This window comes from Methylobacterium sp. D54C (assembly GCF_053345595.1).
Window position 1 is genome coordinate 26,128 of the sequence record NZ_JBKFAK010000010.1, and the last position, 19,030, is coordinate 45,157.

Below are 19,030 nucleotides of genomic sequence, written 5' to 3' on the forward strand. Positions count from 1 at the left end.
CTGGGTCACGGGTCGATGAGGTGCGGGACGAACCGGGCCCGGTCGGTGGTGATGAGGCCGTCCGACTCGCGCAGGCACAGGCCGGCGGGCCGGTCGCCGACCATCCAGCTGCCGACCAGCGCGCGGCGGCCCGCGAAATCCGGCAGCTCCGCCAGGGCCTGCCGCACGTAGCCCTCGCCGCCGTAGGGCCCCTCGTCGCGCGCCGCGACGGCGCCGTCGCGCACGATCAGCACGTTGGCGCCCTCGCGCCCGTAGAGGGGCTTCTTCACGAAGCTCCGGCCCAGCGCGGCCTTGGCGGGGTCCTCCTCGAAATAGGTCGGCAGCAGGTTGGGATGGCCCGGCGCCATCGTCCAGAGATGGGCCAGCAGCCCCTTGTTGGAGAGCACCGCCTTCCAGGGCGGCTCCAGGAACCGGGTCGTGGCCACGCCGACCGCGCGGCCGAACGGGTCGGCGAACATCCACTCCCACGGGTAGAGCTTGAACAGGCAGCCGATCGGGGCGCCGGCCGCGTCCACGAAGCGCCCGTCCGCGTCGAGCCCGATCGCCTCGACCGGCAGGAAGGGGGCGGGGCGGCTGGCCTGGAGCGCGCAGTCCTGGAGATAGGCCAGCGTGCCGCGATCCTCCGGCGCGTCGGGGAAGCCCGCGAAGGCGACGCCCTCCGGGGGCGCCACGGCGGCGAGGCGCGCCACCAGCGCCTCGTGCAGGGTGTTGAACTGGTCGGCGCCGGCGGGGAGGCGCCCCCGCGCCAGCCCGTCCTCCAGCCAGAGCCACTGGAAGACCGCGCTCTCGTAGAGGGCGGTGGGCGTGTCGGCGTTGTACTCGAGGAGCTTGGCCGGCCCGTCGCCCCCGTAGCTGAAGTCGAAGCGCCCGTAGAGGCTGGGATCGCGCCGGTCCCAGCTCGCCCGGATCGCGTCCCAGGCGTGCTCGGGGATCCGCAGCGAGGCGAGGATCGCCGCGTCCCGGACCGCCCGGTCCACGAAGGCGAGGCAGAGGTCGTGCAGCGCGGCGCTCGGCGCCTCGATGGCGTCCTCGATCTCCGCGAGGCCGAAGGCGTAGTAGGCGCTCTCGTCCCAGTAGGGGGCGCCGTCGAACGTGTGGAAGGTGAAGCCGGCCCGCGCGGCGTGCTGGCGCCAGTCGGGCCGCTCCGGGACCGGCACGCGGCGCATCAGCCGCCCCCGGATCCGCCCCCGAACCCGCCGGCGCGGCCGCTCGAGCCTCCGGAGAACGCCGTCGCACGCCCGGTGCCGCCGAAGCCGCCGCGGCTGATCGTGCGCGGGGTCGCGCTCGTGGTGCGGGCGACCGAGGCGGGGACGTGGACCCGCGAGGCGCCGCCCGCGTAGGCGACCCGCCCGCCCGCACCGGTGCAGTAGCCGCCGCCGTGCCCGGCCGTCGCGGCCCCGGCCTCGTCGCGCTCCTCCTCGGGCGCGTGCGGGTAGAGCGGCTGGACCGGCAGGTCCTGCGCGTCCGTGCGCCCCATCATGAAGGCGGCCATCACCGGCAGGTAGCGGCCGCGCGCGGCCTCCGTGACCTGCGCGCCCGGGGTGCAGCCGCCGGTCCCGTGGTGGCGCTGGCAATCGGCCTCGGTCTCGTAGCGCGGCGCCGTCGCCGCGTAAGTCTCCTGCGCGCTCTTGTAGGCGGCGATGCAGGCCTCGGCGCCGCGCAGCTGCTGGGCGATGCAGGCGCCGAGCGTCCCGTAGACGAGCGCCTCCTCCTCCCGCTGGGACGGGTCGAGGCCGCCGAGCGTCAGGGCGGCCGCGCCGGCACCGGCGACCAGGACCAGCGACACGGCGGCCGAGCGCTTGGAGCGGCGGGTGGCGGCGAAGCCGGTCCCGGCCCCGCCGGCGGCGTCGCCGGAGGCTGCGTCGGAGGCTGCGTCGGAGGCTGCGTCGGGACGTGGCGCGGTCTCCGTCACCGGCCCCTCAATAGGTCATCGAGGCGGCGTTCACGACGCCGCCCGCCAGCGAGGCCGCGCCGAGGAGGATCGCGGCGGCGGCGCGGTCCTCCTCGATGCGCCGTGACAGGTCCGGCACCGCGAGGCGCACGAGCCAGTAGATCGCGATCTGGATCACCAGGGCGATCAGCCCCCAGATCAGGCAGTCGAGCAGCGACCGCGCGTTGTAGATCGCCACCGCCAGCGGCAGGGTGAAGCCGACCAGGCTCCCGCCCAGCGCGACGGCGGCCGCCGTCACGTCCCGGCGGATCAGCGCGAGCTCGTTGTGCGCGGTGGCGAGGGTGTAGATCAGCAGGTAGAGGCCGATCAGCCCGGTCGCGGTGCCGAGATAGAGCAGGAAATCGGGCAGTCCGGAGACCAGGGTCACGCAAGACCCGCCGTCTCGCCGGCCCCGATCGTCGCGCGCGCCGCCATCGGACAGGTCTTCCGGTCGAATCGCCCGACGCGTGAGGCGAATGTCGGGGCTGATTGCTGCGCGCGGGACCGATTCACACGCGCGAATCCACGCAATTTCCCGCGCGGTGTCAAGCTTGTCGGGGATTTCAGGGGGTTAGACTGGCGGCAATACGCGCAGGACCCGCCTCGAAGGGCCCGCCTCGGAGGACCGGCCGTTACCAGACCAGCCGCTCGATCACCGCGTCCGGATGCACCGCCTGCCGGCCGAGCCAGTCCGCCACGTCGCCCAGGCGGTGATGCGCGGCCGTGACGCCGAGTTCCTCCGCGTGGATGCCGCGGGCCACCAGCAGGCTGGCGATGCCGAAGCCGCGGGCGCCGGCGATGTCGGTGCGGATCGCGTCGCCGATCGCCAGGACCCGCGCCGGGTCCACCGGGGCCCCGGTGAGCGCTGCCCCCTTGGCGAGCGCCGCCTCGTAGACCGGGCGGTGCGGCTTGCCGGCGTAGACCACGGGGCCGCCGATCTCCGCGTAGGCCGCCGCGAGCAGGCCCGCGCAGGGGATCAGGCGGTTGCCGCTCTCCACGACGAGGTCGGGATTGGCGCAGATCATCGTCAGCCCGCGGGCGGCGAGGCGCTCCAGCTCCGGCCGGTAATCGTCGGGGGTCTCGCTGCGGTCGTCGAACAGGCCGGTGCAGACGACGAGGTCGGCCTCCGTCTCCGGGACGAGGCTGAGGTCGAGCCCCTGGAAGATGCCGAGGTCGCGCTCCGGCCCGAGATGCCGGATCCGGGCACCCGGGCGCGCGGCGATCAGGTCGTGGGTGAGGTCGCCCGAGGTCAGGATCGCGTCGTAGGCCTCCCGCGGCACGCCGAACCGGTCGAGGATGCGGCCGACGCCGTCGCCGGGCCGGGGCGCGTTCGAGACGAGGACGACCCGGCGCGGCCGCGCGCCCGGGAGGCCGCGGAAGCGGATCAGCGCCTCGCCCGCGGCCGAGTGGGCCTTCTGGCCGTCGTGCAGCACGCCCCAGACGTCGCAGAGGATCAGGTCGTACCGGTCGGCGACCTCGGCGAGGCCCTGGAGGGTCGGGATCGGCGCGGGGGTGGTGCTCATGGGAGGTCCTGGGGAGGTCCTGGATGCAAAAGGTCCGGGACCTTTTGTGGGAGCAGGGCAGCGCCCTGCGATACAGCAGGGCCGCGCCCTGACAACCCGCCAGCGCGCGCGGCCCTCCGGAAACCCCTTACGGGCGCCCCGCCGGTCCCAGCCGGTGCTCGGCGAAGAAGTCGAGCATCGCCCGGGACGCGTCGGGCCCCTCGGGATCCGTGTAGCTGCCGTCGGGGCGGCCCCCGGACCAGGCGTGGCCGGCGCCGCGCACCCGCCAATCCTCGACCACGACCCGGCCCGCCTCGTCCCGGTAGCGGGTGCGGGTGAAGGGGTGGCCGCGGCCCTCGAAGGTCTCCGACCGCGGCGTCAGCCCGGCGACCTTGGCCTGGGCCAGCACCTGGTCGGCGTTGCGCACGCTCACGGTACCGTCGTCCTCGCCGTGGAAGATGATCGTCGGCACGCGGGTGGCGGGCGCGGGCGTACCGAAGGATGTCGGGGTGCCGAGACCGGGGGCGCCGACCTGCATGGCCATCAGCGCCGAGCCGAGGTCCCGGGCGCAGCCGGCCGCGAGGCCCGAATGCACGCCGACGGCGGCGTAGAGATCCGGGTAGGCGCGGGCGATGTTGAGGGCGGCGGCGCCGCCGGCCGACAGGCCGGCGATGTAGACCCGGGCCGGGTCGATCGGGTGCTCCGCCATGATCGCGCGGGTGAGGCCCGCGATGATCGCCGGCTCGCCCGCGCCGCGGCCCTGGTCCCGGGGCTCGTACCAGTTCCAGCAGCGCTGGGCGTGGGCCTGGCGGCTCTGGGCCGGGTAGGCCACGAACACGCCGGCGCGCTCGGCGAGGGTGTTCATGCCGGTGCCGGCGGCGAAATCGTCCGGGTTCTGCGTGCAGCCGTGCAGCATCACGATCAGCGGCGCCGCCCGGTCCGGGTGGCTCGGGATGAACAGCTTGTACTCGCGGGTGCCGGCGGTCTCGGCATGGGTCAGGGACACGAAGCGGCCCCCGGTCCCGCCCGCCCGGTCGGCGGGCGGCGGGGCCGGCGACCGGAGCGGGTTGCCCAGGCCCTTCAGCACCGGCGCGAGCCCGCGCACGACCTGCCCCACCACCTCGCGCATCCGCGTCCCGGACTCCGCCGCGGGACTGCGCGTCTCGGCGGAAGGCGCGTCGCGGCGCGCTGGAGGCTGCGGCGCGGCCGGCGGATCGGCGGGCGGAGCCTTCTGCCCCCCGAGGCTGCGCTGGATGAGGGCGGTCGCCTCCTCGAGCCGGCCGAGGCCGGTCAGGCGGGTGGCCTCGATCATGTCGGCGAAGGGTGACGGGCCGGTCTTGTCGTCGCGCTGTCCGTCGCGACTGCCGAAATCCTCGGTCATGCGTGCGCGCCTCACTGCCTCAGCATCTCCGTCACGGCCGGATCCGGCGCGCCCGTGCCTCCCCCGAGGAAGCGCACCGGCACCGCGCGGGCCAGCCTCCGTCACCCCGCGAGAGGCTCCGTCGACGGCGTTTTGTGCGTTGCAATAAACGCCCCTGTGCGATGCGGCAACAGCCGGCGGCGCGCGGCAGGCGTGCGGATCGGAGAGCGGGATCGACCGGCGATCAGGCCGGATCGTCCGCCCCGATATACTCGGCCCAGATCGCGGCAGGACCGAGGCTCGCGCGGAAGCTGTCGTGCCTGGCGCGCTCTGCATCCGTGAGGCGAGACCGGTAGGGGCGGGGCGCCGCCGGAGCCGCCGACGCCAGGGCCGCCGAGCCGGCCACCGGGGCGCCCGTCGCGGCCTCTAGGAGGCCGAGGCTGGTCTGCTTGCCGCCGAGCAGCTCGACGTAGACCTCGGCCAGGATCTGCGCGTCGAGGAGCGCCCCATGCTTGGTGCGCCGGGTGTTGTCGATGCCGTAGCGGCTGCAGAGGGCGTCGAGGTTGTTGGCCGCGCCCGGGTGCTTGCGCCGGGCCATCGGCAGGGTGTCGACGACGTCCTCCAGCTGGATCGGCGGCGGGGCGTTCGCGCCGAGCCGGGCGTATTCCATGTTGAGGAAGCCGACGTCGAAGGGCGCGTTGTGGATCACGAGCCGCCCATCGGCCAGGAAGGCCAGCAACTCGCCGGCGATCTCGGCGAAGAGCGGCTTGTCGGCGAGGAACGCGTCGGACAGGCCGTGGACGTTGAAGGCGCCCTCGGAGACCGGCCGCTGCGGGTTGCAGTAGCGGTGGAAGGTCCGGCCGGTGGGGATGTGGTTGAGGAGCTCCACCGCGCCGATCTCGATCAGCCGGTCGCCTCCCTTCGCCTCCGTGCCGGTGGTCTCGGTGTCGAGGACGATCTCGCGCAGCATGGGTCTCGCGACTCGCGGGGGTGGGGGCGGACCCTAGCGGGATACGGCGGAGGGGTTAAGCTCCCGTGCCCCTCATCGGGACGTGTTGCGGTAGACGCAGGCGGGTCCCCGGTCCTCGTAGCCGCCCGGGCAGGCGGTGACGCAGGCGCCGGCCGCGACCTTCTTCGGCGGCGGGCAGCTGGCGGCGTACTGGGCCTGCGCGGGCTCGGCCGCCAGCAGCGCGAGAAGGGTTGCGGCCCGGATGCCGCCCGACCGAATGCGATCAATCCCGCCCCAGCGCCGCGCCATCACGTCCATCCTGCCGTCCGTATTCCCCCCGGAACACAACCGCAGATATTCAATCCGCCGGGCGTGTCATCCGTCGCCAGCGTGCGGCTCCGCACGGTGCGCGGTCAGGCGCGCGACGATCCGCGCGACCGCGGCCTCGGCGGCGGCGAAACCCCGGCCCGTGTCGATGACGAAATCTGCCCGGGCGCGCTTCTCGGCGTCGGGCATCTGCTTGGCCAGGATCGCCGCGAAGGCCGCCTCGGTCATGCCGGGACGGGCGAGCACCCGGTCGCGCTGGGTCTCGGGCGGGGCGCTCACCACCGCGACCGCGTCGCAGCGGCCCTCGCCGCCGGTCTCGTAGAGGAGCGGGACGTCGAGGACGACCAGCGGCGCCGCCGCGTGCCGCGCCAGGAAGTCCGTGCTGGCCGCCCGGACCAGGGGATGGACGATGGCCTCCAGCGCCGCCATCCGGTCGGGCGCGTCGAGCACCGCGGCGCGCAGCCGCGCCCGGTCGACGCCGCCGCGATCGTCGAGCACGCCGGGAAAGGCCGCGCCGATCGCCGCGGCGGCCGCGCCGCCCGGCCCGTAGAGGGCGTGGACGGCGGCGTCGGCGTCGTGGACCGGGACGCCGCGCTCCGCGAACATCCGGGCCGTGGCCGACTTGCCCATGCCGATCGAGCCGGTGAGCCCGAGGATGACGGGTCCGGATCCGGCCTTCGGGGTCATCCGGCGAGGTCCGCCACGATCCGGTCGCGCAGCTCGGGGGTGACGGCGGGGCGCGGGCCGAACCACGCCGCGAAGCCCGGCACCGCCTGGTGCAGCAGCATGCCGAGCCCGTCCACGGCGGCGAGCCCCCGCCGCCGCGCCGCCGCCAGGAGCTCGGTCTCCAGGGGCGCGTAGACGATGTCGGCCACGGCCGCGTCCGCCGGCAGGAGCGACAGGTCGACGGCCAGCGGCGGCTGGCCCTTCATGCCCAGGGACGTGGTGTTGACGAGGAGGCCTGTTCCGGGAAGCGCCGCCGGCAGGTCGTCCCAGGCGAGCGCCGCGCCGACGCCCGGCGCGAGGGCCGCCACCGCCTCGGCCCGGGCCGCGGTGCGGTTGGCGACCCAGACGCGCCGCAGGCCGCGCTCGGCGAGCCCGACCACGATCGCCCGCGCCGCGCCGCCGGCGCCGAGCACCAGGGCGGTGCCGCCCGCCCGGTCCGGCCAGGCCGCGCCCAGGCTGTGGTCGAGATGGGCGCAGAAGCCCGGCGCGTCGGTGTTGTCGCCGCGGATCCGCCCGTCCGGCCCGACCACCAGGGTGTTGACCGCGCCGATGGTTTTCGCCCGCGGCGTGAGCGTGTCCACCAGCGCGAAGGCCGCCTCCTTGTGGGGGATGGTGACGTTGCCGCCCCGGTAGCCGGACGCGGGCAGGGCGCGGATGAAGTCCGGAAAGGCCTCCGGGGCCACGTCGAGCCGCTCGTAGGAGCCCGGGATCCCGTGCACGGCGAGCCAGTGGCCGTGGATCAGCGGCGAGCGCGAGTGGGCGATCGGGTGGCCGACCACGAAGGCGCGGGGCTGGGCGCCGCTCACGCCGCGCAATCCTGAGCGAGGCGGCAGGCCGGGCCGCCGGCCTCCTCGACCTGGAGGGTGGCGTGGCCGATGCCGAACCGGTCGCGCAGGCCCTCGGCGGTCTCGGTGAGGAAGCCGTTGCCGGGCTGGCGGTGGGCCTGATGCCCCTCCTGCATCACGAGATGGACCGTCAGGGCGACGCTGGTGGTGCTCATGGGCCAGATATGCAGGTCGTGGAGGCCGGCGACGCCCGGCCGCTCGAGGAGGAAGCCGGTCACCGCGTCCGGGGAGATCTCCGGCGGCACGGCGTCGAGAGACATGGCCACGCTGTCGCGCAGCAGGCCCCAGGTCGCCCAGACCACCAGGGCGGCGATGACGAGGCTGACCGCCGGGTCGAGCCAGGCGAGGCCGGTGAGCTGGATCACGAGGCCCGCCACCACGACCCCGGCCGAGACGGCGGCGTCGGCCACCATGTGGAGGAACGCCCCGCGGACGTTGATGTCGCCCTTGGCGCCGCTGGCGAAGAGCCACGCGGTCAGGCCGTTGACCAGGATTCCCACCGCCGCCACCACCATCACGGTCGTGCCCGCGACGGGCTCCGGGTGGACCAGCCGGACCAGCGCCTCCCAGATCACCGCCCCCATGGCGATGAGCAGGAACACGGCGTTGAACAGGGCGGCCAGGATCGAGGAGCCGCGGTAGCCGTAGGTGAAGCGCGCGCTGGCGCGGCGGCGCACCAGGATCGCGGCGATCCAGGCCGCCGCGAGGCCCAGCACGTCCGAGAGGTTGTGGCCGGCATCGGCCACCAGCGACATGGAGTTGCTGAGGTAGCCGTAGGCCGCCTCGATCACCACGAAGGCGGTGTTGAGCACGATGCCGATGGCGAAGGCCGTGCCGAAATCCTTCGGCGCGTGCGCGTGGCCGCCGAGGCCGCCATGGGCATGACCGCCCTGGGCGTGGCCGCCGTGGGAATGCCCCCCGTGGCCGCCGTGCGAATGGTCGTGTCCCGCCAAGGCGGTACTCCCTCAGAAAGCCAGAAGCCCGGCGGCGCGCAGCCGCGCGAGGAGCGGCAGAAGCGGCAGGCCCAGCACGGTGCTGTGATCGCCCGCGACCGATTCGAACAGGTGGATCCCCGGCCCCTCGAGCTGGTAGCCGCCGACGCTCGCCCGCACGCGCTCCGCGCCGGCGCAGTCCACATAGGCCGCGATCGCCCTTTCATCGAGGGGGCGCAGGGTCAGCCGCGCGGTCTCCACGAAGGCGTCCTCGACCACCCCGGCCAGGACCACGGCGGAATGAAGGGCGTGGGTGCGCCCGGACAGACGGGCGAGCTGCGCCCGGGCCGACGCGCCGTCGGCCGGCTTGTGGAACACGGTGCCGTCGAGGTCGAGCACTTGGTCGGCGCCGAGGACGAGCCGCCCGGGATGGCGCGCCGCCACCGACTCGGCCTTGGCGCGGGCGAGGTGCAGGGCGAGGTCGGGCGGGGACAGGCCGGCGCTCGCCGCCTCGAGGGCGCGCTCGTCGACGTCCGGGGCGGCGGTCTCGACCGGCAGGGCGGCGCTCTCCAGGAGGAGGCGCCGGGTCGGGCTGGTCGAGGCGAGGAGGAGCGGATCCGGACCGGTCCAGGGCGAGCGGGGCATCGCGCCAGTGTCACGGATCCGGGGATCGGTGCAAGCCGGGCTGCGACGAGCCCCGCCGCCGGGATGGACCGGCCGGCGGGGCTGTCGCGGGGCCGATACGCTACCTGGCGCCCGGATGGAACCTTGGCAGAGGCCGGTTAGGAGACGGTCAACGGCCCGATCGGACCGGAATCGCGTTTCGTGCCGCCGCGGGACAGGCGTCCCGCACGGCGGGCGCGACCCCCGTCCCATCCGCTCCCCGATCCTGAGGGACCGGAGCGCAGCGACGTGACCCAGGCCAGCGCGCGGCTTGCCACCGCGGCGCTGCCTGGATCGCTCCGCTCGCGGGGACGGCGGCGATGCCCGCGGCCGGGGACGGCCTCAGGTGTTCATCGAGTCGAAGAAGTCGCCGTTGCTCTTGGTCTGGCGCAGCTTGTCGAGCAGGAACTCGATCGCGTCGGTGACGCCCATCGGGTTGAGGATGCGGCGCAGCACGTAGGTCTTCTTGAGCGAATCCGGCGGGACCAGCAGCTCCTCCTTGCGGGTGCCCGAGCGGGTGATGTCGATCGCCGGGAAGATGCGCTTGTCGGAGACCTTGCGGTCCAGGATGATCTCGGAGTTGCCGGTGCCCTTGAACTCCTCGAAGATGACCTCGTCCATGCGCGAGCCGGTGTCGATCAGCGCCGTGGCGATGATCGAGAGCGAGCCGCCCTCCTCGATGTTGCGGGCGGCGCCGAAGAAGCGCTTGGGCCGCTGCAGGGCGTTGGCGTCGACGCCGCCGGTCAGCACCTTGCCGGAGGACGGCACCACGGTGTTGTAGGCGCGGCCGAGGCGCGTGATGGAATCCAGCAGGATCACCACGTCGCGCCCGTGCTCCACGAGGCGCTTGGCCTTCTCGATCACCATCTCGGCGACCTGCACGTGGCGGGTGGCCGGCTCGTCGAAGGTCGAGGCGATGACCTCGCCCTTCACCGAGCGCTGCATGTCGGTGACCTCCTCGGGCCGCTCGTCGATGAGCAGCACGATCAGGTAACACTCGGGGTGGTTGAGGGTGATCGACTGCGCGATGTTCTGCATCAGCACGGTCTTACCCGTGCGCGGCGGCGCCACGATCAGGGCGCGCTGGCCCTTGCCGATCGGCGCCACGATGTCGATGATCCGCGGCGAGAAATCCTTCTTGGTCGGGTTGTCCAGCTCGAGCTTGAACCGCTTCGTCGGGAAGAGCGGCGTCAGGTTGTCGAAGTGGACCTTGTGCTTGATCTTCTCCGGATTCTCGAAGTTGATCGTGTTGACCTTCAGGAGCGCGAAGTAGCGCTCGCCGTCCTTGGGGCCGCGGATCGGGCCCTCGACGGTGTCGCCGGTCCGCAGGCCGAAGCGGCGGATCTGGGTCGGCGAGATGTAGATGTCGTCGGGGCCGGGCAGGTAGTTCGAGTCGGAGGAGCGCAGGAAGCCGAAGCCGTCCTGCAGCACCTCGACGGTGCCCGAGCCGATGATCTCGACCTCCTTGGCAGCGAGCTGCTTCAGGATGGCGAACATCAGCTCCTGCTTGCGCATGGTCGAGGCGTTCTCGACCTCGACCTCCTCGGCGAAGGCCGTCAGGTCGGTCGGCGTCTTCGACTTGAGGTCCTGGAGCTTGACCTCGCGGACGCCCTCGAGGGCGGCGGGCATGGTCGGCGCGTCGGCCGGCTCCGCGGTCTCGATATCGTCGGCGAGGGCGTCGGGATTTGGCGTCATGGGGGTATCTTGCAACCGACGGAGGTGGTGGGAGGGCCGGTTCAGTGCCAGGTGCCCGGGGGATGGGCACCGGAGAGCGGGCCGCGCTGCGGCGAGGGGCCCGGGGTCAGGTTGGCGAAACCGATGAGGCAGGACCCTCGCGGCTCACGGGCGCGCTGCGGCGCAGACCTTGTGATGAGGGCCCCACACAGATAACGCCTTTCTCGCCCGCACTCAAGGGCCCGGACATTGGCCCGGGACGCCGACGGGGACGCGGGCGACCGGGTGACGCGTTTACGGACCGGCGGGGCCTCGCCGGAGCGCCGCGGCGGCGCTACACGGACCGCGTCGAACCGGGCCCGGACCCGGGTTTCGGAACCGGGCCGGTGCGCGGCCGTTCCCTGTCCCGGTGCTGCGGCGCAGCAGACCGTCGAATCGAGAGTTCCCCCAGACCGCCATGCGCGACGACGCCACCGGACGCACCCTCACCACGCACGAGCCGCGCCGGATCCCCTGGCTCGAGATCGTCTTCGGCTTCGGCCCGATGCTGCCGATCGCCGTCGGCACCGCCGTGACGTGGTGGCTGAACGGCAAACCCCTCGACTACCTCGTGGCGCTGTTCACCCTGCTCTACGCCGCCTCGATCCTGCTGTTCCTGGCCGGCGTGCGCCGCGGCGTCAGCTTCCGGACCGAGGGCGGCCCGCAGGTGTCGCAGATCGTCACCATGCTGGTCCTCTACGGCCTCGGGCTGGGCAGCCTGTTCGCGGCGGTGATGGGCAAGGCGGTGCCGGCCCTCGCGATGCTGATCCTCGGCTACGCGGCCATCGGGATCCTCGACCCGATCGCGGCGCGCGCCGGCGAGGTGCCCCTGTCGCATGCCCGCCTGCGCCCGCTGCAGATGCCGATCGCCGTGGTGAGTCTCGCGGCACTGCTCTGGCTCAAGCTGACGGCGCCGTACTGAGGTCGTTAGGTCCGGGTGAACCGCGCCCTGTGCCGGACCAGTGGAGCGAAGCGGAACCCGATCCGGAAAAAGGCGCATCGGCGCGTGCGGAGTTCCGGCAGGGTTCCGCTTCACCGCTCCGGTCGATGCGCTCTTTCCGTCATCACGAGCGCAGCGACGTGACCCAGGGCGGCGCGACCTCGACAAGCGTGGCGCTGCCTGGATCGCTCGCTCCGCCCGCAAGGACGACATTGCTGGATGATCGGGCTGGATGATCGGGCGGCCAGAGCGCCCGCAAACCGAATTCCCCTTTCGCCCGGCATGCTCTAGAGCCCGGCCGCAGGATCTCCGCCCGCCGGAGACGATCGAAGATTCGATGCGGGACCCGGATTCCGGGTCCGCGAGAGCGAATGCGCCCATGTCCAAGCCCGAGACCCCGAAGGCCGAGAAGGCCGAGACCCTGAAGCCCCGCCTGCCGCGCGGCTTCGTCGACCGCCGCGCCGGCGAGATCGCCGCGCAGGGGCGGATGCTGGAGACGATCCGCAGGAGTTTCGAGCTCTACGGGTTCGAGGCCCTGGAGACGCCGTTCGTCGAGTACACCGAGGCCCTGGGCAAGTTCCTGCCCGACCTCGACCGCCCGAACGCCGGCGTGTTCTCGTTCCAGGACGACGACGAGGCGTGGCTGTCGCTCCGCTACGACCTGACGGCGCCGCTGGCCCGGTTCGTGGCCGAGAACTACGACGGGCTGCCCAAGCCCTACCGGAGCTACCGGGCCGGCTACGTCTTCCGCAACGAGAAACCGGGGCCGGGCCGCTTCCGCCAGTTCATGCAGTTCGACGCCGACATCGTCGGGGCCGGCAGCGTCGCGGCCGATGCCGAGACCTGCATGCTGATGGCCGACACGCTGAACCGCCTCGGGCTCGGCGGCCAGTACGTGGTCAAGGTCAACAACCGGAAGGTGCTCGACGGCGTCATGGAGGCGATCGGGCTCGCCGGCCCCGACAAGGCCGGCCAGCGCCTCACGGTCCTGCGGGCGATCGACAAGCTCGACCGGCTCGGCGTCGACGGGGTGCGCGACCTGCTCGGGTCCGGCCGCAAGGACGAGAGCGGCGACTTCACCAAGGGCGCGGGCCTCGACGCCACGGCGATCGGCCGGATCCTCGCCTACGTGTCGTTCCAGGCCGATGCCGGCGACGGCGCCGACAAGGTGGCGTTCTGGGAGAAGTTCTTCGCCGGCTGGCACGAGGCGGTCGGCGATTCGGAGACCGGCCGCGAGGGCATCGCCGAGTTGCACGCGATCATGCGCCTCTGCGCCGCCGCCGGCTACGGCCACGACGTGATCCGGGCCGATCCGAGCGTGGTGCGCGGCCTCGAGTACTATACCGGCCCGGTCTACGAGGCCGAGCTGACCTTCCCGGTCACCAACGAGGACGGCCAGACCGTGCGCTTCGGCTCGGTGGCGGGCGGCGGGCGCTACGACGGCCTCGTCGGGCGGTTCCGGGCCGAGCCGGTCCCGGCCACCGGCTTCTCGATCGGCGTCTCGCGGCTGTTCTCGGCGCTCCAGCTCGTGGGCAGCCCCCTGATCGCCGGCGCCGAGGCCCCCGGGCCGGTGGTGGTGCTGGTCCTCGACCGGGAGAACATGGCCGATTACCAGCGGCTCGTCGCGCTCCTGCGCGCCGACGGCATCCGGGCCGAGCTCTACCTCGGCGCCGCCGGCATGAAGGCGCAGATGAAGTACGCCGACCGCCGCCGCGCGCCCGTGGCGGTGATCCAGGGCTCGAACGAGCGCCTGGCCGGCGAGGTCCAGATCAAGGACCTGATCGAGGGCGCCCGGGCGGCCGAGTCCATCGCCAGCAACGCCGAGTGGAAGGCCGCGCGGCCCGCGCAATTCTCGTGTCCCGAGGCCGACCTGGTGGCGCAGGTCCGCGCCGTGCTGGCCCGGCATTTTCCGTCAACGGAGATCTGAGACACTCGCGCATCGAACCGTAAGTCGAACCGCACGTCGAACGCAGAGGCTCCGGCGGCGTTGTCGTCGGTCGGTGCCGCGGAGATGTCGGGATGCGCGCGAAGATCCTCGTCCTGTCCCTCGGCCTGGTCTGCGCCGGCGCGGGACCCGCCTGGGCCGCCCGGCCGGTCCTCGGCCGGCTGCCCAGCGCCGTCGCGCAGGCCACGCCCGGGACCGGCAGCGCGCCGATCCTGAGCGCCGGGATGGCGGGGGCGCCCGCCCTGACCGTGCTCGCCCGCCGCAAGCCGGTCCGGCGCCCGCGCGGCGCGCGCCTCGGCAGCCTCCGGCCGCTCTGAGCCGCTCTGAGCCGGTCCGGTCACTGACGCCGTAGCGGAATCCGGCCGCGGCGCGGGGTCTGCGCAGTCCTGCGCGGCGCGCCGGCCCCACGCTTCCCGGGTGCGTGTCGCCAAGTCCGGTTGCGGTTGCTACAGAGCGCCCGCGAGGTGGATTGCCCCGCGAGGTGGATCGCGATGACACGACCGGAGGCGGGCGAGACGGGGGCGGGGGACGCGGCACGCGCGCGGCTCTCCGCGCATCTGGCGGCGGCGGGCTACCGGCCCGTGACGCCGCCGGTGCTGCAGCCGCTGGAGCCGTTCCTCGAACTGTCGGGCGAGGATATCCGCCGGCGGATCTTCGTCACCCAGGATGCGGGCGGGGCCGAGCTGTGCCTGCGGCCCGAATTCACCATTCCCGTCTGCCGCCTGCACCGGGCGGAGGCCGACGGGCAGGCGGCCGATTACAGCTATTGCGGCCCGGTCTTCCGGCTCGCCGCCGACGAGCCGGACGAGTTCTTCCAGGCCGGGATCGAGTCGATCGGGCGCACCGACACGCCGGCGGCCGACGCCGAGGTGCTGGGCCTCGCCCTGGAGGGCCTCGCGCTGTTCGGCCGGACCGACCCGGCGGTGCGGCTCGGCGACATGGGCCTGACCGTGGCGCTCCTCGACGGGCTCGCGGTCCCGCCCGCCGCCAAGCGCCGGACGCTCCGGGCGCTGGCCGCCGGGCGCTCGCTGGACGCCGTCACCAACGGCGCCGAGGGCATCCGTCCCGAGGATCCCCACGCGGGCCTGCTCGCGGCGATCCAGGGCCAGGACCCGCGGGGCGTGCGCGCCTTCGTGGAGGACGTGCTGGCGATCGCCGGGATCTCGGCGGTGGGCGGGCGCAGCGCCGGCGAGATCGCCGAGCGCTTCCTCGCCAAGGCCGCCGCGCAGGCCCATGGCGGCGCCGGGCTCAACACCGAGAACCGCGCGCTCCTCGACCGCTACCGGGCGATCGCCGGCCATCCGGACGCCGCCGCCCGCGACCTGCGGGCGCTCGTCGCCGACGCGGGCCTGCGGCACGACGCCCTCGCGGCCGCCCTCGACCTGTTCGAGGAGCGCACCGGCTTCATCGCGGCCCGCGGCCTGCCGATCGAGCGCTTCCGCTTCCAGGGCGGCTTCGCCCGCAACCTCGACTACTACACCGGCTTCATCTTCGAGGTGACCGAGCGGGACGGCCCGACCCTGGTCGGCGGCGGCCGCTACGACGGCCTGCTCGGCCATCTCGGCAGCCCGGCGCCGTTGCCGGCGGTGGGATGCACCTTCTGGATCGAGCGCGTGGCGGGAGCCGGCCGATGAGTGCCTCGGACGCGGCCGCCATGCCGCTGATCCTCGCCGTCCCGTCCAAGGGCCGCCTGCAGGAGAATGCCAGCGCGTTCTTCGGCCGGGCCGGGCTGAAGCTCGCGCAGGGCGCGGGCGCCCGCGACTACCGGGGCAAGCTCATCGGCGTGCCCGACGTCGAGGTGCGCTACCTCTCGGCCTCCGAGATCGCCGCGCAGCTCGCCTCGGGCGCCGCCCATCTCGGCGTCACCGGCGAGGACCTGATCCGCGAGACCCTGCCGGACGTGCGCGACCAGGTCGAGCTGCTGACGCCGCTCGGCTTCGGCAACGCCACCGTGGTGGTGGCCGTGCCCCAGGCCTGGATCGACGTGCGCGACATGTCCGACCTCGACGAGGTCGCGGCCGGCATGCGGACCCGCCACGGCCGGCGCCTGCGGGTCGCCACCAAGTACGTGAACCTGACCCGCCGGTTCTTCGCCGAGAAGGGCGTCGCTGATTACCGGATCGTCGAGAGCCTGGGCGCCACCGAGGGGGCGCCGGCGGCGGGCTCGGCCGAGATCGTGGTCGACATCACCACCACGGGGGCGACGCTCTCGGCCAACGCCCTGAAGGTGCTGGACGACGGCATCATCCTGCGCTCGGAGGCGAACCTCGTCGCCTCGCTGAAGGCCCCCTGGGGCGAGGGCCAGCGAGCCGCGCTCCGCACGGTGCTCGGCCGCATCGCCGCCGAGGAGCGCGCCCGGACCACCCGCGAGGTGCGCGCCGCCCTGCCGGAGAGCGGCACGATCGACCTCGCCACGATCGCGGGCCTGCACGAGGCCGAATTGCCCTACGGCGCGCCGCGGGGGCCGGAGGGCGAGATCGTCCTGCGCTGCCGGGAGGCCGCGGTGTTCGAGCTCGCCGGCGCCCTGGTCGAGGCCGGCGCGCGGGCCGTCACGGTGCGGCGGGTCGACTACGCCTTCGCGGCCGAGAACCCGCTGGCGGAGCGGCTCCTGGCGCGGCTCTGAGACCGCCGCGCGATGGAGCCGAGATGGAGCTGAAATGGCTCGAGGACTTCCTGAGCCTCGCGCGCACCGGCAGCTTCTCGCGCTCGGCGGTCGAGCGCCACGTCACCCAGCCGGCCTTCGGCCGCCGCATCCGGGCGCTCGAGGGCTGGCTCGGCGTCGCGCTGGTCGACCGCAGCACCTACCCGACGGCCCTGACGCCGGAGGGCCGGCTGTTCCTGGAGACCGCCGAGGAGACCGTGCGGCGGCTCCACGGCAGCCGCGACGCGCTCCGCGCCCGGATCCGGCCGCCGCCGCGGACCGTTTCGGTGGCGGCGCTCCACACCCTGGCGCTGACCGTCTTCCCGGGCTGGTTCCGCGACGTCGAGGCCCGCACCGGGCCGCTCGGCAGCCGGCTCCTGCCGGACGATTTCCACGCCTGCGTGCAGGCGCTGGCCGAGGGCGGCTACGACCTGCTGCTGACCTACCACCATCCCCTGGTGCCGATCCCCCTCAACCCGGCCGCCTTCCCGCACTTGACCATCGGCCGGGACAGCCTCGTGCCGGTGCACCGGCCGGGGCCGGCCGCGGACCGGCCCGGACTCGGCTACCCCCGGGACTCGTTCCTGGGCCGGGTCGCGGCGCTCGCCGGTGACGGGGCGGCGGCCGCCCACGTCAACGAGAACGCCATGGCAGAGGCCCTGAAGTTCATGGTCCTCGCGGGCCACGGCCGCGCGTGGCTGCCCGAGAGCCTCGTCGCCCGCGAGCTCGCCGACGGCAGCCTCGTGGCGGCCGGGCCGGGCACGCCGCTGGAGATCCGGCTCTACCGCAGGGCCGGGCGCGGCGGCGCGGTCACGGCGGTCTGGGCCGCGGCCGCCGCCCTGGCGGCCGAACTCTAGGAATCGGTGCCAGATCGGCATGGCCGGTGCTGACACGGCATTGGATTCCCGCCCCGCCGCGGCCCATCACGGCGGCCGCGACGGTCGGAGGCGGCGATGCTCGGTGTACTCGGCGGGATGGGCCCGATGGCCACGGTGGATTTCCTGGCCAAGCTCGTGCGGGCGACGCCCGCGGGGCGCGATCAGGACCACATCCCGACCCTGGTCTGCTCGGCCGTCGACATCCCCGACCGCGCCGACGCGATCCTGGGCACCGGCCCGGACCCGCTGCCGGCGCTCCGCGCCGCCCTGGCGCGGCTCGAGGCCGGCGGCGCCACCCGGATCGCGATCCCCTGCAACACCGCTCATCACTGGCACGCGGCGCTGCAGGCCGCGACCGCCCTGCCGATCCTCCACATCGTCGACGCGGTGGCCGAGACCCTGGCCGAGACCCTGGCGCGGACCGGGAGCGGCGGCCGGATCGGCCTGCTCGCCACCGACGGCACCCTGCGGTCCGGGCTCTACCCGGAGCGGCTGGCGCGGCACGGGCTCGCGTGCCGCGCGCCCGATGAGGCGGGTCAGGCCGCGGTGTCGGCGGCGATCCGGCTGGTGAAGGCGGACCGGGTGGCCGAGGCGACGCCGCTCCTGGAGGCGCAGGTCCGGGCGCTGGCCGAGGCCGGCTGCGACCGGGTGGTGATGGCCTGCACGGAGATCCCGCTCGCGCTCGCCGGGAGCGACCCGTCGGGCCTGCTGGTCGACGCCACCGAGGCGCTGGCGCGCGCCTGCGTGGCGGCGTGCCGGCCGGATTGCCGCGTCGACGCCGCGGCCCTGCCGCGCGCGGCCTGAGCGCGGGACCTCACGGGCCCTGCTTGGCGAATTCCGCCAGGACCCCGCGCAGGACCTTCAGCCGGGCGTCGTAGGCGGCCGTCAGGCAGCCGACGTCGCCGCCGCAGGCGCGACGCTCCGTCAGCCACGCCTCCTGGTCGTCGCGCAGCTTGGCCTGACCGCCCATCGGCAGCACGCTCTTCAGGATCTCGAACCGGGTCGCCATCTCGACGTCCCGGTCGTTGAGGGGGAGATGGGCGCAGATCGCCTTCTCGTCGGGGGCCTCGGCCCTGTCGCACGGGAAGCTCGCGGCCCGGGCGGGGGACGCGGTGATCGCGCCGGCGACCGGGCCCGCGAGGGCGGCCAGCGCGAGGGCGAGGACGAGAGGCTTCGACATGGCCTCCCAACGGGCCGGCCGCGGAAAGGCTCCGGCCGGGATCACAGGATCGCGGGATCGCGGGATCAGAGGCCCGGCTTGACGATCGCCAGAATGACGATGCCGATCATCAGCAGCGTCGGCACCTCGTTGAGCACCCGGTAGAACTTGTGCCCACGGGTGTTCCGGTCGGCGGCGAAATCCTTGACCATCCGGGCGAGCCAGCCGTGGATGCCCGACATCGCGAGCACCAGCGCGAACTTCGCCTGCAGCCAGACGCTCGCGTAGAAGCCGCTCATCCAGGCGAGCGCCAGCCCGAACACCCAGGTGGCGATCATGGCGGGGTTCATGATCGCCTTGAGCAGGCGGCGCTCCATCACCTTGAAGGTCGCGGACTGCGCCTCCGCGCCGGGCGGCAGGCTCGCGTGGTAGACGAACAGCCGGGGCAGGTAGAGCATCCCGGCCATCCAGGCGATCAGGCTGATGACGTGGAGGGCCTTGATCCAGTCGTACAGCACGC

At 73.9% G+C, this 19,030-nt stretch carries 21 protein-coding genes; 7 read left to right on the plus strand and 14 right to left on the minus strand.

What is annotated here, in order from left to right:
- Positions 1–5 precede the first annotated feature (5 nt).
- The 12 genes from ACLBYB_RS19380 to rho form a co-directional block, all read right to left on the minus strand.
- The gene (locus ACLBYB_RS19380) at positions 6–1,166 is read right to left on the minus strand and encodes a glutathionylspermidine synthase family protein (RefSeq protein WP_447699711.1); all 1,161 of its coding nucleotides are present in this window, start codon (positions 1,164–1,166) and stop codon (positions 6–8) included.
- Positions 1,166–1,912, minus strand: coding sequence for a DUF1190 domain-containing protein (locus tag ACLBYB_RS19385; protein WP_447699712.1), 747 nt, complete (start codon positions 1,910–1,912; stop codon positions 1,166–1,168). The genes ACLBYB_RS19380 and ACLBYB_RS19385 overlap by 1 nt, the downstream gene beginning before the upstream one ends.
- Positions 1,913–1,919: 7 nt before the next feature.
- Complete coding sequence (locus tag ACLBYB_RS19390; RefSeq protein WP_020094066.1) at positions 1,920–2,318, minus strand: DUF350 domain-containing protein; 399 nt, start codon at positions 2,316–2,318, stop codon at positions 1,920–1,922.
- 244 nt (positions 2,319–2,562) lie between these two features.
- Entirely contained in the window at positions 2,563–3,453 is an 891-nt protein-coding gene (locus tag ACLBYB_RS19395; protein WP_447699713.1) for a TIGR01459 family HAD-type hydrolase, read from the minus strand.
- Between the two features lie 127 nt (positions 3,454–3,580).
- Positions 3,581–4,813 carry an extracellular catalytic domain type 1 short-chain-length polyhydroxyalkanoate depolymerase gene (locus ACLBYB_RS19400; protein WP_447699714.1) on the minus strand — a complete coding sequence of 411 codons (1,233 nt, stop codon included), beginning with the start codon at positions 4,811–4,813 and terminating at the stop codon, positions 3,581–3,583.
- A gap of 223 nt (positions 4,814–5,036) precedes the next feature.
- Positions 5,037–5,762, minus strand: a complete 726-nt coding sequence (gene dnaQ / locus ACLBYB_RS19405; protein WP_447699715.1) for a DNA polymerase III subunit epsilon — start codon at positions 5,760–5,762, stop codon at positions 5,037–5,039.
- Positions 5,763–5,834: 72 nt separating this feature from the next.
- Positions 5,835–6,059 (minus strand): hypothetical protein, encoded by a 225-nt coding sequence (locus ACLBYB_RS19410; protein WP_447699716.1) that lies wholly within the window; start codon positions 6,057–6,059, stop codon positions 5,835–5,837.
- 57 nt (positions 6,060–6,116) lie between these two features.
- A complete protein-coding gene (gene coaE, locus ACLBYB_RS19415) occupies positions 6,117–6,755 on the minus strand; it encodes a dephospho-CoA kinase (protein ID WP_447699717.1) in 639 nt (212 codons plus the stop codon).
- Positions 6,752–7,600, minus strand: coding sequence for a shikimate dehydrogenase (locus ACLBYB_RS19420; RefSeq protein WP_447699718.1), 849 nt, complete (start codon positions 7,598–7,600; stop codon positions 6,752–6,754). The genes coaE and ACLBYB_RS19420 overlap by 4 nt, the downstream gene beginning before the upstream one ends.
- The gene (locus ACLBYB_RS19425; RefSeq protein WP_056533623.1) at positions 7,597–8,592 is read right to left on the minus strand and encodes a cation diffusion facilitator family transporter; all 996 of its coding nucleotides are present in this window, start codon (positions 8,590–8,592) and stop codon (positions 7,597–7,599) included. Before ACLBYB_RS19425 ends, ACLBYB_RS19420 begins: the two co-directional genes overlap by 4 nt.
- A gap of 12 nt (positions 8,593–8,604) precedes the next feature.
- Positions 8,605–9,216: a Maf family protein gene (locus ACLBYB_RS19430; RefSeq protein WP_091978946.1), complete on the minus strand. Its 612-nt coding sequence runs from the start codon at positions 9,214–9,216 to the stop codon at positions 8,605–8,607.
- Positions 9,217–9,576: 360 nt separating this feature from the next.
- Positions 9,577–10,929 (minus strand): transcription termination factor Rho, encoded by a 1,353-nt coding sequence (gene rho, locus ACLBYB_RS19435; RefSeq protein ID WP_056533627.1) that lies wholly within the window; start codon positions 10,927–10,929, stop codon positions 9,577–9,579.
- A gap of 436 nt (positions 10,930–11,365) precedes the next feature.
- Here rho and ACLBYB_RS19440 point away from each other — a divergent pair, with 436 nt between their 5' ends.
- From ACLBYB_RS19440 to ACLBYB_RS19470, 7 genes are all read left to right on the plus strand, one after another.
- Complete coding sequence (locus ACLBYB_RS19440; RefSeq protein WP_056533629.1) at positions 11,366–11,869, plus strand: DUF3429 domain-containing protein; 504 nt, start codon at positions 11,366–11,368, stop codon at positions 11,867–11,869.
- Positions 11,870–12,266: 397 nt separating this feature from the next.
- Positions 12,267–13,814 (plus strand): histidine--tRNA ligase, encoded by a 1,548-nt coding sequence (hisS, locus tag ACLBYB_RS19445; protein WP_447682135.1) that lies wholly within the window; start codon positions 12,267–12,269, stop codon positions 13,812–13,814.
- Positions 13,815–13,906: 92 nt separating this feature from the next.
- A complete protein-coding gene (locus ACLBYB_RS19450) occupies positions 13,907–14,149 on the plus strand; it encodes a hypothetical protein (protein ID WP_447699719.1) in 243 nt (80 codons plus the stop codon).
- 174 nt (positions 14,150–14,323) lie between these two features.
- Positions 14,324–15,466: an ATP phosphoribosyltransferase regulatory subunit gene (locus ACLBYB_RS19455; RefSeq protein ID WP_447699720.1), complete on the plus strand. Its 1,143-nt coding sequence runs from the start codon at positions 14,324–14,326 to the stop codon at positions 15,464–15,466.
- The gene (gene hisG, locus ACLBYB_RS19460; protein ID WP_091680945.1) at positions 15,463–16,455 is read left to right on the plus strand and encodes an ATP phosphoribosyltransferase; all 993 of its coding nucleotides are present in this window, start codon (positions 15,463–15,465) and stop codon (positions 16,453–16,455) included. The genes ACLBYB_RS19455 and hisG overlap by 4 nt, the downstream gene beginning before the upstream one ends.
- A gap of 23 nt (positions 16,456–16,478) precedes the next feature.
- A complete protein-coding gene (locus ACLBYB_RS19465; protein WP_447699721.1) occupies positions 16,479–17,330 on the plus strand; it encodes a LysR family transcriptional regulator in 852 nt (283 codons plus the stop codon).
- Positions 17,331–17,426: 96 nt separating this feature from the next.
- Entirely contained in the window at positions 17,427–18,155 is a 729-nt protein-coding gene (locus tag ACLBYB_RS19470) for an aspartate/glutamate racemase family protein (RefSeq protein ID WP_447699722.1), read from the plus strand.
- 10 nt (positions 18,156–18,165) lie between these two features.
- Here ACLBYB_RS19470 and ACLBYB_RS19475 read toward each other — a convergent pair whose 3' ends face one another.
- Together ACLBYB_RS19475 and hemJ are read right to left on the minus strand one after the other, a co-directional pair.
- Entirely contained in the window at positions 18,166–18,531 is a 366-nt protein-coding gene (locus ACLBYB_RS19475; protein ID WP_020094049.1) for a lysozyme inhibitor LprI family protein, read from the minus strand.
- 65 nt (positions 18,532–18,596) lie between these two features.
- Positions 18,597–19,028, minus strand: coding sequence for a protoporphyrinogen oxidase HemJ (gene hemJ / locus ACLBYB_RS19480; RefSeq protein ID WP_020094048.1), 432 nt, complete (start codon positions 19,026–19,028; stop codon positions 18,597–18,599).
- Positions 19,029–19,030 lie beyond the last annotated feature (2 nt).